The organism is Clostridium guangxiense (assembly GCF_021043395.1).
Classification (GTDB): Bacteria; Bacillota; Clostridia; order Clostridiales; family Clostridiaceae; genus Clostridium_S; species Clostridium_S guangxiense.
Genome location: NZ_JAJNKE010000009.1, coordinates 57,446 through 71,987 on the forward strand (window position 1 = coordinate 57,446; position 14,542 = coordinate 71,987).

Here is a 14,542-nt window from a genome sequence, read left to right on the forward strand (position 1 = left end):
TATCCGTTAAATTTTTAAGTGGGGTATTTTCCTAATTTGAGTGGTACCACGGAAGTATAGCTTTCGTCTCATTATATGAGATGAAAGCTTTTTTATTAGGTTAAATTCGATAGAACAAGACAACAACCCTATCGATTTTCATTTATACATAACAAATTTATATTAAATAGGAGGTTTAATTTTAATGAGCAATTACAGTATTAAGATAGACGAAAAATGGCAGAAAAAATGGGAAGAAACTAATCTATACAAGTTTGATGAAAACAACTTAGAAAAGAAACTATATGTTCTTGAAATGTTTTCTTATCCTTCAGGTGCAAAACTTCATGCTGGTCATTGGTTCAACTATGGCCCTGTAGATTCTTGGGCAAGATTTAAAAGAATGCAGGGATATAATATATTCCAGCCTATGGGTTTTGATGCTTTTGGACTTCCAGCTGAAAATTATGCAATAAAAACTGGTATACATCCAAAAGATTCAACTTTCAAAAATATTGATACAATGGAAAAACAACTTAAGGCTATGGGCGCTATGTTTGATTGGAACCACGAAGTAATAACATGCATGCCAGATTACTATAAATGGACTCAGTGGCTATTCCTCAAGCTTTATGAAAAAGGATTAGCTTATAGAAAAAAAGCACCAGTAAATTGGTGCCCTAGCTGTAACACCGTTCTTGCAAATGAACAAGTTATCGACGGATGCTGTGAAAGATGCAGCACTGAAGTTGTAAAAAAAGATTTAACTCAATGGTTCTTTAAAATAACTGATTATGCTGATGAACTTTTAGAAAAGCTTGACGATATCGATTGGCCTGAAAAAACAAAGGCAATGCAAAGACACTGGATAGGTAAATCTAAAGGTGCAGAAGTTACTTTTAAAATATGTGACAGTGACAAAACCTTTGATGTATTCACAACAAGAGTAGATACACTATATGGTGTAACTTATGTTGTACTCGCTCCTGAAAGCCCACTTGCTAATGAACTTACAAAACCTGAATTTAAAGAAGCCGTTGAAGAATATAAAAACCATTCCCAAAAACAATCTGAAATTGAAAGACAATCTGTAACTAGAGAAAAAACGGGAGTATTTACAGGCTCTTATGCTATAAACCCCGTAAACGGAAAAAAAGTTCCTATATGGATTGCAGATTACGTAATATACAGTTATGGTACTGGTGCAGTTATGGCCGTTCCTTCACATGATGAAAGAGATTTTGCTTTTGCTACAAAATATAATCTTCCTATTATAAGGGTCGTTGAAGGTGGAGAAGAACTTCCTTACGCAGGTTATGGAAAACTTGTTAACAGTGAAGAATTCAATGGTCTTAAAGGTAATGAAGCTAAGGAAGCTATCGTTGCAAAATTATCCAAAGAGAACTTAGGAAGATGGAAAGTAAATTATAGACTTCGTGATTGGCTTGTATCAAGACAAAGATATTGGGGTGCTCCTATTCCCGTAGTTTATTGTGACAAGTGCGGTATAGTACCTGTTCCAGAAGAGCAGCTTCCAGTTGAACTTCCTTATAACGTTGAATTTGCTCCTGATGGTAAATCCCCTCTTTTAAAGTCCGAGGAATTCATCAACACTACATGTCCTAAATGTGGTGGTCATGCAAGAAGAGAAGCTGATACATTAGATACATTTGTATGTTCATCATGGTACTATTTAAGATATGCAGACAATAAAAATAATGATAAAGCCTTTGATAAGGACGTAATTGATAAAATGCTTCCTGTAGATAAATATGTAGGTGGTCCTGAACATGCTTGTATGCATTTGTTATATGCAAGATTTATGACAAAAGCCCTTAGAGATATGGGATATCTTAATTTCGATGAACCATTCTTGTCACTAAGACATCAAGGTTTAATTCTAGGTCCTGACGGTCAAAAGATGAGTAAATCAAAAGGAAATACCATCTCTCCAGACGATTGTATAACTGAATTTGGCTCCGATGTTTTCAGAATGTATTTAATGTTTGGCTTTGATTATGCTGAAGGTGGCGCTTGGAGCGATGACGGCATAAAATCAATTGCTAAATTTGTTGACAGAATAGATAGAATAGTTTCTTCTTATAAAGAAGAAATGAGCAAAAAATCTAACTCAAACTCCAATTTAGGAAATGCTGAGAAAGAACTTAATTACACAAGAAATCATTCAATAAAATCAATTACAAATGATATGGATAAATTTCAATTTAATACCTGCATAGCAAGAATGATGGAATTTGCAAATGCTCTATCAAAATACTTGAATACAGAAAATAAAAATCTTGCATTTTTAAAAGAAGCAATGGTAGACTTTATAAGACTTCTCGCTCCTTTTGCTCCTCATTTTAGTGAAGAACAGTGGGAAGCTATTGGTATGGATTACTCCGTATTTAATGAAAAATGGCCTAAATATAATGAAGCTGCTTTAGTTAAAGATGAAGTAGAAATTGCAATTCAGGTTAATGGAAAAATTAAAGCAAGAATCACTATTCCAAGTAACCTTAAAGATGAAGAAATAAAAAGTATTTCTCTAGATAATGAAACTGTAAAAGCTGCTACAACAGGAAAAAATATTGTTAAAGTAATTGTTATAAAAGGAAGACTTGTAAATATAGTTGTTAAATAAAGAATTAGGAAGTAACGGTATTTTTTAATGTTAAACACTGTTACTTCTCTTAAATTTTAATGCAATTTTAATATTCTAAAGTTAATATGGGAGAACAAAATATTTTTAAAATTTTATATATAGTAAAACTTGAAAATTGTAAATTCGGAGTTTATCAAGACAAATTAGAAATGTAGGCTTTTCAATAATATATGTTGGAAATCATTATCCTTCAAATATTATTTATGTATATATTATGGTATTTGTTACAAACTATTTATATAATTTATTATTTATTTTAAGCCGTAATGAGAGTAGGTGTATGTTATTATATCAAATTCAAAAAAAAGCAGTGTAAATCGCAATGTATTCCATAAAGGTTTTGAAATTGCAATATTATTAAAAGCTATAGATGGTATTTTAGAAATTATAGGTGGAATTTTGTTAGTCTTTCTAAATCCAAGTAGATTAAATAATTTATTAGTTTGGTTAACACAGCATGAGTTATCAGAAGATCCAAGGGATGTTATTGCCAATTTTATGATAAAGTTAAGTGCAAAATTTACTATGAGTACGCAATACTTTGGAATTTTTTACTTGATCTCCCACGGAATAATTAAATTAATTCTTATAATCTTTTTATATAAAAGAAAAATTTGGGCTTATCCACTTACTATAATATCATTAATTATGTTTATAATATATCAAATTTATAGATATATACTAAATCCTTCTATTGGGCTACTAATACTAACTATTTTTGATGTTATAATGATAATATTAACCTTTATAGAATATAGAAGAATAAAAAGCGCTTTTATCTAATCAGAAGAAGCTATTGATGATAACTTAAAGTGGATAAAATTTAAAGATTTTACCCACTTTTGTCTCGTCATGTGTTTTGCTGGTAATATTCATCGTATTCCTAATAGAATGATGCTGATTTTCCACCTCCCTCAATTGTAACTACTGGTTCAATATTAAGCTGTGTTTTTTGTATCAAATTTTTCCTTCTAATTTTATATTTGTTTTCGAAATCATCCTCAATATTAAATATATCTATACCCTTTTTCTTAAATTTATTAAAAATCTTATTAGCATTATTAATTAAATTTTTATCAGCATTTATTTCTATTTTTTTAATATTTTCTTTACTTAAATTTATCTCTTGCTGACTTTCAGCTATAGATGCCCTTACATTCATTTTCTTAGTTAAGTACACCTTATTTTTATCATAACTTATATCTGTTTTAGTATTATTCCTAAGTACTTCAAGTGAGATAAATTTACTTTTGTTTGTCGGACTTATAACTTCCATTACTCCTGAACTAATTCTGTTAACAATAAAGTTATATGCTTCTGTTTCCGATTTTTCGATAACATCAATCATTTTATCATTTACAAAAACAGCTCCACCATTAAGTTCAACAGAATTTTTATATTTATTTTTCCCATGACTTATGACAGTCATTATACTTGCCCTATCAAGTTCAGTTCTTTGATTTAAAAAATCTGCATATTGAATTCTTACTGCTCTCGCTGAAACTCTTACATTTTTCATCAAGTCATTTATTAGAATACCTACATACTGTTCTTCTTTAAAACCACCTTGTAAAATTTCTTCAACATTTCCTGTATAAACAGCCATATATGGCTTTAAATAAAATTGAGGATTTCTTGTCAAAACATCTATAAATTGCTTAATTCCGGCTCTTGCTGCCTTTTCAGAAAATATTATAGCCTTAATTTGAGTATAATTTATTTCATATCCAGATTGTAAACTTATATCCCTTATTGCCTCAAATACAGTCTTTCCTCTTCCTCTAAATATCAATCTTTGAGACTTTTCACTGCCTTTAGTTAAAGTTCTTTGTGATTCGAATGCCTCTAAATAAACCAAAACATTATTGTCTGGATCTATATCATATACTAAAGCAGTGGCAAAAACAATTTTATCAATATCTCTATAATTAAAACATCCCGTAAACGTAGTAATATAAATTAAAATTAAAAATATAGATAAATATCTTTTCTTCATATGTTATCATCCTTTTTCAATGATTGATTACTTATTTCATCAAGATCACCTCTTAACACTTGATCATCATTTCTAACATCCCTCATTGTTTTTATTGGATATATATAAGGATAGCCCATTGTTTTAAGAGAACCTACATGTGAAATAAATACAAAAAAACCAACATAAAGCCCAGGAAGTCCACAAAATCCCGCAAGTAATGTTATTAATAATGACCAAATAGAAATAGCTCCATATAGTTTTGGAATCAAAAATGATGATATAGAACTAAGTGCTACAACTATGATTGTTATTTCTGATGCTAAGCCTGCACCAACTGCGGATTCACCTAAGATTAAAGCACCGACTATGCTCATTGCCTGACCAACAGGCTGCGGAAGTCTTATTCCGGCTTCTCTTAATATTTGAAAAAACAATGCCATCATAAGTATTTCAACTATTGTAGGAAATGGAACTCCTGCCCTTGAAAGAGACAATCTAAAAATAAATAATGATGGAATCAAAGAAAAATGATAAGTCGTAATTGCAATATACAGTGCCGGCAATAGTAAAGTTATCATAAATGCAACCCACCTTAAAACTCTTGTGCAATTAACAACATATTTATTGAGATAATAATCATCTGCTGCTTGAAAGTTCTCATAAAAAAAATACGGTGCAGTTATTACAAATGGTGTTCCATCAACTATTACTCCAACCTTTCCTTTTAGAATTTTAGCTGCTGCTATATCTGCCTTCTCTGTATAACCAACCGTATCAAATACTGTGCCTCTACTTTTTAGCTTATCTTCTATATAGTTAGTATCAAGAATATACTCTGTACTAATTTGCTTAATTTTATTTTTCACATCATTTACAAGTCCTTCTGGAGCAGTACCTTTTAAATATGCTACAACCACTACTGTCTGTGACTTATCTCCAACCATAACACTTTCAAATTTTAAATTTCCATCTCTTATTTTTCTTCTTATAAGTGAAATGTTATCTACAAAAGCTTCTGTAAATCCTTCTCTTGGTCCTTTTAGAACATTCTCTGTTATTGGTATACTTACAGATCTTCTTACGAATCCTTTAGCCTCACAGAACATCATTCCTTCACAAAAATCACATATTATAACCACATCACCAAGTAATATATGAAGGATTGCATCCCCTTTATCCTTAACATCACCTATAGAAAATGCAAAAAGTGAATTATTTTTAATATCCTCCAAACTCTTAATATTATCTTTATATTCAAGTATTGGAGCTACTATATATTCACTTATAAAATGTGAATCACAAAGATTATCTATAAAAATCATAGTTATAGTTCCATTTTCAGATTCAATAATTCTATACTTTACATCTACATTTCCCTTGAATTTTTCCTTTATATATTTGAGTTTATCTTCATTCATATTTACCACCCAAACTTATTATCCTCTAGAAATTTGAATAATATTCATTGGGTTAGAAAATAATAAATCCATACTGAATTTTTATTGAAAGGAACGTTTCAAATATGAAAAGCCTTAACAAAAATTATCTTATACCAATTATTATAGCGGTCCCAATGCTTTCAATGAAAACATATCCGACAATTATGACAGCACTAGGTGGAAGAGATACTTGGATAGCTGTTATTGTTGCGACAATGCTTTTACTATTATTTTGCTTATTAGTAATAAAAGCATTTAAATGTAATAATCATGATGATGACTTAAAAGCTATATATTGCACTTCTTTAGGAAAACCATTAGGTGTGCTTTTTCTTACGCTATTTGCAATATGTCTAATTTTAACCTTAATCGAATGTTCGTCGGTTGAAGCAAACCTTTTACATGTTAATATCTTATTTGAAACGCCTCAGTGGTATTTTGTCATATTTTTTATACTTCCAACATTATATACTGTCTATAAGGGGGAAGGAGCAATATTATCAGTAACTTTAATTGGAATTCCTCTTATAATGTTATCAGGAATAAACTTATCTTCATTGCTTATAAAATACAGGCATGCTAGGTATCTCTTTCCAATTTTAAAAAATGGATTTGATAAAAATTTGCTTATGTGCTCCTTAAAAGGTTTTGCAATGTATTCAGGATTCGGAATAATATTTCCTATAATAAATAAAATTAAAACAAAAAATAAATTGGCTAAACCTATCTTGATAGGCTTAACCATACTCGCAGAAATTCAAATTTTTACATCTATAGGCCTTTTAATGACATTTTCAGAGAAAAGATTAACTAACATGTATTATCCAAGACTTATACAAACACAACTTATAAATTATTTTGATTTTATTGAAAGCGGTGAATTTTATGTTCTCTTTCAAGTAGTTGGAGGTTGGTTTATAAAATATATATTAACTTTTTATTCGCTGCTAATACTGCTAAAAGGCACCAAACTCGATGGTAAATATACTGTATATATCATAAGTGCCATTGTCTTTGTTTTTTCTTGTATTCTAAGCCAAAATACAGTTACACTTTTTAAGATACTAAATTACTACACATACATATCATTTGCAAATTTCATACTGCTTCCAGCTATAGTATTTATAATTTACATTTCGAAAAGTAAAAGTGGCAAACCAAAAACGCTTTCTAAATAGCACAAAGATTTATTTGTGAAGCAATTTTTCAGTATCCTTTAATAAATTATTTAGCTCATTTACCTCTCCTTTTTCAATGAGCAAATTAAGCTTATTTCTAAATCTTGAAGCATCCTTAGCCTTGCCTGTAGATGAAATGAGTGAAATATTATTTATAATGTTAGAAATGAGACTTGATTTTATTTCAAATAATTTTTGAGCATCCATAATTTCATCTTTTATTTCAAGCATTTGCTCATCTAACTGAAAAGCAGCATCTGCAGCCATTTTTAATTTTCCCTTTATATTTTCAGGAATATCTTGTTTATATTTATAATTCAACGAATGTTCTATAGTTGCCCAAAAGTTCATAGCCAAAGTTCTTATTTGTAATTCTGCAAGTATTTCTTTTGGTCCATCTGCCATATTTATTGGATATTTTATAACCATATGATAGCTTCTATATCCACTTTTTTTTACATTAGCAACATAATCCTTCTCATACATTATCTGCATATCTTTTCTTCCACGTATTATATTAACAACTTTATTTATATCATCAACAAATTGGCACATTATCCTTATGCCAGTTATATCCTCCATTTCATATCCAATTCTATCCATAGGAATATTAAATTTATTGGCCTTTTCAAGTATACTAGAAATTTCCTTTACCCTTCCTGTTACAAATTCTATTGGTGAATACTCGTTTCTCCTCCTATATTCTTTTCTTATGCTTTTAAACTTAACTTTTAGCTCTTCTACTGCCTGCTCATAAGGTATTAAAAATGCCTTCCACTCAAATTTTGTCATACAGCTTTCTCCCTCTTAAACAAATATTTTAAATAAATACTATAATATATTATAATATATGGATTATTTTTTCAATGTAATTAAATATAAAATTATATACATATAGAAAATACTGAACTCCTATCAAAAACTTGTGTCATATAAATTATTTTTTGTTATAATAATATTATGCATTATTAAACATTTTTGCATGGTAACTTAAATAAATTAACTATTATGTAATCCATTTGATGAGGTGATTTTGTGGACAACAATATTAATACAAAGAATGAAATTGATCAATCAATTTATTTATATGATAAAACTGTAACTTGTCCTGTTTGTGGAAATGTATTTAAGGCAAGATCTGTAAAAAAATCTTCTTATAGAATTTTAAAACAAGATAGTGATTTCTTTTATGAATATAAAAATATAAATCCATATTTTTATGATGTTTGGTTATGTAATATATGTGGATATGCTTCCATGAAAACTGATTTTAATAAAATAAGAGAATCACAAAAGCAGCTTATTATGGAAAAAATATCAATGAAATGGCATGCTAAAAATTATCCAGAAGTCTACAATATAAATATAGCCATAGAAAGATTTAAGATTTCTTTATTAAATTATGTAACACTAGATGCTAAAAGCAGTAGTAAAGCAATGAACTGTTTAAAAATTGCCTGGATGTATCGTATGCTCGGAAATTCTAAACTTGAGACTTCCTACATGAAAAACTCAATTGATGAATTTAACAAGGCATATTTTAATGAGATGTTTCCAATATACGGCATGTCAAAATTTGCTATGATGTATTTAATTGGTGAATTAAACAGAAGAGTTGGTAATAATAAAGATGCCTTAATCTGGTTTGGAAGAGTACTAGGTGAAACGAACGCTCCTCAACGATTAAAAAATAAAATTAGAGATCAAAAGGATTTAATAAAATCCACATCAAAAAACGATTCTGATTTAGAAGAGCATCATGATCCGAACGATGAAAAGAAAAAAAGTCTTTTTTCAAAATTTTTCTAATCCCCCTGTTCAGTTTATATTTTATTATACGAATATTTTATAAAGAGTAAAATATATAATTCGGAGGAAAAATTATGTTTTTTAAAAAAAGTTCCACAAATAAATCTTCAAATTTGCAGGTATCAACATCTGTAGAAGAAAATGATGAACCATCTAAAACTGAAGCTTCCCGTAATGACGTGTTAGATAAAGCTCTCGATGAAATTTCCAAAAGTAGTGAAGAGATTTCTTCTAAAAATTCATCGATATGTTCCTCATTTGATAAGCTCTATTCATTAAGTGAATCTAAATCAACTCGTGTTTCAGATTTTCTTACTATGCTAGATGGGCTTGGTAAAAATATTAATAATTTATCTGGGAAAACACAAAAAGTTCTTGAAACAATAGAAAAAAGTGATTCTTTAGCTGATAACGGACTCCAAAGCATAGAAGATTTACATTCATCTTTAAATGAGTTTGAAACTGTTTTCAAAACTTCTTTTTCCATCGTTAATGACATGGTATCGAAAATAGAATCAGTTAACTTAATAACAGACTCTATAAGTGAAATAGCAGGTCAAACAAATTTATTAGCGTTAAATGCCGCTATTGAAGCTGCAAGAGCCGGTGAAGCTGGCAAAGGATTTGGAGTTGTTGCCGATGAAATAAGAAAACTTGCTGAAAATACAAAATCAGCTGTTGAAAACAGTACAAAAATATTAGGTGAAATAAAAAATGACATAATGAACGCATCTACTTCTATGTCGTCAGCTGAAGATAGTATTAAAACTCAAAATACTACTATAACTAGTACAAAGGAAACTTTATCATCAATGAAGTCTTCAATTGATTATTCTAAATCTGAAACTTCAAATGTATGTGAATCACTTTCTGAATTTTTAGGTACAAAACAAATAATGTATGATGGTATAAATAATTTATCAAATGTATCTAATGAATTTGATGAGTTAATTTCTACGGTTTCTACTGAATTAGATTCTCAAAATTCTAATGTAATTAATTTAAGTACATATATAAATAATTTAAAACAAAAATAAAGCTAGTGTTAAACTAGCTTTATTTTCATAGGGTTAAAATTAAGATAATCACAGGATGTTAATATATATTCAACATTATTCTTGATTAAATAGCCATTAACACTTTTTAATGCTGGTCCATGAATATGACCATAAATCACCTTTTTAACTCCATAACTTTCCATAACATCTGTAAGATCAGAATCCTCATATTTATCGTTAAATGGAGGGTAATGAAGCATAACTATAATTTTCTTATATCCAGCTTTTACTGCCGAGTCTAAAGATAGTTTAAGTCTTAAAATCTCCCTATTGTATATTTTATCATCGTGCTCATCGAAACCATCCGAATCTCTACTTACCCAGCCTCTTGTTCCACAAATAGCATAATCTTTATAACAAAAAAAATTGTTCTGTATAAATGATATATTTTCATACATATTATTTAGTTTACTTATACTTGTCCACCAGTAATCATGATTTCCCTTTGAAATTATTTTTTTCCCAGGAAGCATATTTATCCAATCAAAATCTTTTTTTCCTTCGTCAATATTGATAGACCATGATATATCCCCTGCAATAAGGATAGTATCTTCATCATTTATACAATTGATCCAATTTGTTTTTATTTTCTCATCATGATTATTCCAAAACTCGCCAAATACATTCATAGGCTTATTTCCGTTAAAATCTAAATGTAAATCTGAGATTGCATATAACGCCATTAATTCACCTTCTTACATTGCTATCTATATCCATAATATAACCAATTATTTCAGCTACTACATCGTATAATTCATAAGGTATATCAGTACCAACTTCAACATTTGAGAGCAAATTTGCAAGTTCCTTGTTGTACACAACTGGCACTTCATTTTCAGCGGCTTTTTCAATTATTTTATCAGCAACAAAGCCCATTCCCACAGCGGTGACAATAGGAGCTTTATATCCAATTTCATATTTTAATGCTGCTGCTTTTTTTCTTTCTTTCTCCATAAAATCACCTCATTACATGCACTGTGTTATACCCTTACATCAATTTTACTATAAGAACTATTGTCATTAAAAAAGCTTCTGCAACTGACTATATTTACTTCCTCTTTTTCTTCTTTTTTATCAACTCGCATACTAATATTATATCCCATATTTGATATTTTACCAATTATAGTGTCTTTAGATTTATTTAAAATTTTTACCCACTCTTTTTCGCATTTTAAATTAACATTCATATTATTATCAAATAACTTTATATATGCATCTACAACACCCATATTCACGGTTTTCACGGAAGTAATCAATTTAACATTTCTGCTATCTATTCTTTTTCCTGATTTTCTATCATCTTTGATTATAAGCTTACATTGATAATCTTTTTGATTATTAGTTACAGGTATATCCATATAATAATATTCATTGCTTATGTTGTTAAACACCTTAAAATCATTTATATTATTTTTTATAATATCATATACTCTTTGACTCAAATTTACATTATCGCCTTTATTAGCTTCAACTAAATTACTTATGAAACTTTTCATATTTTCTATTTTAAGATTTATCTGTTCTTTAACATTTTGAGCAGAATTAACTTCTACTTTGCTTCCACTTACTGGCTTAACTAAGTTTTTTATTAAATTTGCAGTTTCTTCAAGTTTAATATTGCTTGTAGTGTTTTTAACCTCACCTTCTTTAAGTACATTTTTGTTTGTTTCTTGCATATCTAAATTTTGAAGTGATTTTAAAATATCATTTGCACTGTTATCACTAAGTTCTAAATTAGACTCAACGCTTTCCATCAATTGTTTTATTACATCTTTACTGTCAATATTTTGAAGTTCACTGGCATTTTGAAGTATATAGCTTTTTATCCTTCCAATAACTTCTTCATTATTATTACTAAAAATATTATTAGAATTCTCAACTACCTTGCTTAAATTGTCTAATACTTTTATATTATTAATCAAATTTAATTTTTTATCTTCATTTATATTTTCACTTGACTGATTAATCAAATTTATAATTTCTTCTGAACTCACTGCTTTTGAATTATTGCCTTTATCTATAGTTAGATTAGGCTTTATATTATTTTCTTTATCTAAGATATTTGATTCTATGTTTTTATTGTGATTCTTAATGCCTTCAAAAATATCCTTAGCCACATTTTCAACAGTATTCTTACCATTTAAATTTTTATTATCCACATGTGATTTTAAATTATACTCATCTATTGATTTATTTATATCTTCTAATTCTTTATATAGTGATACTTCTCCTTTAAAAAGTTTATTAAAACTTTTTATATTTTCTTCATTTAACTCAATCTTATTTTCAAAAAATGTAATTATATCTTCTGAACTGAGTTTTTTAAAATCTTCAAAAAAATCCTTTAACTTACTGTAAATAGCTTGACCTTCATCACTTTTTATATCTATATTTCTATTTTCAAGAAACTTGACTATAAACTCATCCGCCTTATTAGGGTTATCATTTAGCTCTTTCTTAAAATCTACTATACTTTTCATCTTAGAAATATTTTCTTGAGTTAGTGGCATATTATGTTCAATTAAAGCTTTTAACAAATCAATATTTTCTTTTGAATCCGTAAGCCCTAATTCCTTAAGCAATTCATTGTCTATTATTTGCTGTCCATCCGACTTCTTTTCTTGCATATCAAGAAGTTTTATCATTATCTTGCCATCTTTTACACCGTCTACTACAAACTTGCCGTTTCCACTAAAGCTTTCCATTTGGTTGAAATTTTCAACCTTTGCATTAAACTTCCATCCATCTGAAGTCCTTAAAACAACTTCACCTGAATCATTATCTCCATCTAAAATTTGAGCTGTAAAAACTTCTCCTATATCAAAAGAAATCTTTTTCTTTGTTATTAAATTATCGCTCTTAGAATAATTATTTACATTTGTAATATTTGCCATAATACCACCTCTAAACCTATAGATATACATAAACCACTTCAACTATTAAAATTCATTTGTATTATAATCCCAGAAGATGGCATTTTGGTACAAATAATTTTCAAGTTTCAGTGTGATTTATCTTTAAAACATCTAATCATATTATCGTAAATACATTAATACAAATCAATACCCATTATATAAAAATATGAAGGAATAGTATTTCAAAATGTCAAATACCATTCCTTCATCTAAACGGAAATCAATGAAAATTTTTATAATTTCTTATAGAAAAACTTATAGATTCTAAAGATGTTTTCATTAATATACTTTATTTAATACTTAATTTAAAGAATTTTTTCTTTCCTTTTTTTATAATAGCATATCCGTTCTCTTTAAAATCTTCTTCTGAAAGAACTCTATTAAAGTCTTCAACCTTTTCATTATTTAAAGTAAGTCCACCCTGCTGAATTAACCTTCTACCTTCACCTTTTGATGGTAAAATTTTGGTATAAACCATAACATCAAGTATACCTGTATTCTCCATATCTTTAGGTATAAACACCATAGGAACATTCTCCATGTTGCTTCCGCTGCCAAATAAAGCTTCAGATGCACTTGCCGCCTTTTTAGCTTCTTCTTCTCCATGAACAAGTTTTGTTACTTCATACGCTAAAACTTTCTTTGCCTCATTTATTTCTTTATCTTGGAGAGCTGAAAGCCTTCTAACCTCATCCATGGGTAAAAATGTAAGCATTGCAAGACATTTCCCAACATCAGAATCATCTATATTTCTCCAGTACTGATAAAAATCATATGGAGATGTTTTCTTTGGATCAAGCCATAGAGCTCCCTTTTCAGTCTTACCCATTTTCTTGCCTTCGCTGTTTGTAAGAAGTGATGAAGTCATTGCATAAGCAGATTTATTTTCTTTTCTTCTTACTAATTCTACTCCTGCTATCATATTAGACCACTGATCATCTCCACCAAGCTCCATTATGCAATCATAATCCTTATTTAATTTATAAAAATCATATCCTTGCATAAGCATATAGTTAAACTCAAGGAAAGAAAGTCCTTTTTCTAGTCTCTGCTTAAAACATTCTGCTGTAAGCATTCTATTAACTGAAAAATGCACTCCTATATCCCTTAAAAATTCTATATAATTTAATCCCATAAGCCATTCAGCATTATTTGCAAGAATGGCCTTACCTTCGCTAAAATCTATAAATCTTTCCATTTGTTTTTTTATACTTTTAACATTACTTTCAATTTCTTCTCTGGTAAGCATTTTTCTCATATCTGTTTTTCCACTTGGATCTCCTACCATCGCAGTTCCACCACCCATAAGTACAATAGGTCTATGTCCTGCCTTCTGCATATGAGACATAAGCATAAGTGCTATGAAATGACCTACGTGAAGGCTATCTGCTGTTGGATCAAATCCTATATAAAAAGTTATCTTCTTTTTTTCAAGTAACTCTCTTATTTCAGTTTCATGAGTATATTGTTTTATATATCCACGCTCTATTAATTCATCGAGAACATTTGCCATAATAAATA

Annotated in this window: 12 protein-coding genes and 1 other annotated feature (1 of these 13 only partly in view); of the genes, 5 read left to right on the forward strand and 7 right to left on the reverse strand. The window is 28.9% G+C overall.

Annotated features, from left to right (window positions below; translation table 11 throughout):
- Positions 1-74: a binding site (T-box leader), on the forward strand (it extends 125 nt beyond the left edge of the window).
- 110 nt (positions 75-184) lie between these two features.
- Complete coding sequence (leuS, locus tag LQK79_RS07855) at positions 185-2,623, forward strand: leucine--tRNA ligase (protein ID WP_231016144.1); 2,439 nt, start codon at positions 185-187, stop codon at positions 2,621-2,623.
- 297 nt (positions 2,624-2,920) lie between these two features.
- On the forward strand, positions 2,921-3,427 hold the full coding sequence (locus LQK79_RS07860) for a DUF2127 domain-containing protein (RefSeq protein WP_231016145.1): 507 nt from the start codon (positions 2,921-2,923) through the stop codon (positions 3,425-3,427).
- A gap of 100 nt (positions 3,428-3,527) precedes the next feature.
- Here LQK79_RS07860 and LQK79_RS07865 read toward each other — a convergent pair whose 3' ends face one another.
- Positions 3,528-4,640, reverse strand: a complete 1,113-nt coding sequence (locus LQK79_RS07865; protein ID WP_053243364.1) for a Ger(x)C family spore germination protein — start codon at positions 4,638-4,640, stop codon at positions 3,528-3,530.
- A complete protein-coding gene (locus tag LQK79_RS07870; RefSeq protein ID WP_053243365.1) occupies positions 4,637-6,040 on the reverse strand; it encodes a spore germination protein in 1,404 nt (467 codons plus the stop codon). The genes LQK79_RS07865 and LQK79_RS07870 overlap by 4 nt, the downstream gene beginning before the upstream one ends.
- Positions 6,041-6,144: 104 nt before the next feature.
- Between LQK79_RS07870 and LQK79_RS07875 the strand changes: the two genes are divergently transcribed.
- Positions 6,145-7,239, forward strand: coding sequence for a GerAB/ArcD/ProY family transporter (locus tag LQK79_RS07875; protein ID WP_231016146.1), 1,095 nt, complete (start codon positions 6,145-6,147; stop codon positions 7,237-7,239).
- A 9-nt stretch (positions 7,240-7,248) separates the two neighbouring features.
- Here the strand turns inward: LQK79_RS07875 and LQK79_RS07880 are convergent, their stop codons facing one another.
- Complete coding sequence (locus LQK79_RS07880; protein WP_231016147.1) at positions 7,249-8,031, reverse strand: GTP pyrophosphokinase; 783 nt, start codon at positions 8,029-8,031, stop codon at positions 7,249-7,251.
- A gap of 243 nt (positions 8,032-8,274) precedes the next feature.
- On the opposite strand from LQK79_RS07880, the gene LQK79_RS07885 reads away from it, so the two are divergent.
- Together LQK79_RS07885 and LQK79_RS07890 are read left to right on the forward strand one after the other, a co-directional pair.
- Entirely contained in the window at positions 8,275-9,048 is a 774-nt protein-coding gene (locus LQK79_RS07885; protein WP_231016148.1) for a DUF2225 domain-containing protein, read from the forward strand.
- A 74-nt stretch (positions 9,049-9,122) separates the two neighbouring features.
- Positions 9,123-10,085 carry a methyl-accepting chemotaxis protein gene (locus LQK79_RS07890; RefSeq protein ID WP_231016149.1) on the forward strand — a complete coding sequence of 321 codons (963 nt, stop codon included), beginning with the start codon at positions 9,123-9,125 and terminating at the stop codon, positions 10,083-10,085.
- A gap of 8 nt (positions 10,086-10,093) precedes the next feature.
- On the opposite strand, the gene LQK79_RS07895 is transcribed toward LQK79_RS07890, so the two are convergent.
- The 4 genes from LQK79_RS07895 to tyrS all read right to left on the reverse strand — a co-directional run bounded on the left by LQK79_RS07895 (position 10,094) and on the right by tyrS (position 14,534).
- A complete protein-coding gene (locus LQK79_RS07895) occupies positions 10,094-10,789 on the reverse strand; it encodes a metallophosphoesterase (protein WP_231016150.1) in 696 nt (231 codons plus the stop codon).
- A gap of 4 nt (positions 10,790-10,793) precedes the next feature.
- Positions 10,794-11,060, reverse strand: coding sequence for an EscU/YscU/HrcU family type III secretion system export apparatus switch protein (locus LQK79_RS07900; protein WP_231016151.1), 267 nt, complete (start codon positions 11,058-11,060; stop codon positions 10,794-10,796).
- Between the two features lie 26 nt (positions 11,061-11,086).
- Positions 11,087-13,000, reverse strand: a complete 1,914-nt coding sequence (locus LQK79_RS07905; RefSeq protein ID WP_053242523.1) for a DUF6240 domain-containing protein — start codon at positions 12,998-13,000, stop codon at positions 11,087-11,089.
- 310 nt (positions 13,001-13,310) lie between these two features.
- Positions 13,311-14,534: a tyrosine--tRNA ligase gene (gene tyrS, locus LQK79_RS07910; protein WP_231016152.1), complete on the reverse strand. Its 1,224-nt coding sequence runs from the start codon at positions 14,532-14,534 to the stop codon at positions 13,311-13,313.
- Positions 14,535-14,542: the final 8 nt, after the last annotated feature.

Excerpts from the sequence above, each read along its gene's own strand:
- leuS (WP_231016144.1), top strand. The coding sequence starts at position 185 with ATGAGCAATTACAGTATTAAGATAGACGAAAAATGGCAGAAAAAATGG.
- LQK79_RS07865 (WP_053243364.1), bottom strand. The coding sequence starts at position 4,640 with ATGAAGAAAAGATATTTATCTATATTTTTAATTTTAATTTATATTACT.
- LQK79_RS07870 (WP_053243365.1), bottom strand. The coding sequence starts at position 6,040 with ATGAATGAAGATAAACTCAAATATATAAAGGAAAAATTCAAGGGAAAT.
- LQK79_RS07875 (WP_231016146.1), top strand. The coding sequence starts at position 6,145 with ATGAAAAGCCTTAACAAAAATTATCTTATACCAATTATTATAGCGGTC.
- LQK79_RS07880 (WP_231016147.1), bottom strand. The coding sequence starts at position 8,031 with ATGACAAAATTTGAGTGGAAGGCATTTTTAATACCTTATGAGCAGGCA.
- LQK79_RS07890 (WP_231016149.1), top strand. The coding sequence starts at position 9,123 with ATGTTTTTTAAAAAAAGTTCCACAAATAAATCTTCAAATTTGCAGGTA.
- LQK79_RS07895 (WP_231016150.1), bottom strand. The coding sequence starts at position 10,789 with ATGGCGTTATATGCAATCTCAGATTTACATTTAGATTTTAACGGAAAT.
- LQK79_RS07900 (WP_231016151.1), bottom strand. The coding sequence starts at position 11,060 with ATGGAGAAAGAAAGAAAAAAAGCAGCAGCATTAAAATATGAAATTGGA.
- LQK79_RS07905 (WP_053242523.1), bottom strand. The coding sequence starts at position 13,000 with ATGGCAAATATTACAAATGTAAATAATTATTCTAAGAGCGATAATTTA.
- tyrS (WP_231016152.1), bottom strand. The coding sequence starts at position 14,534 with ATGGCAAATGTTCTCGATGAATTAATAGAGCGTGGATATATAAAACAA.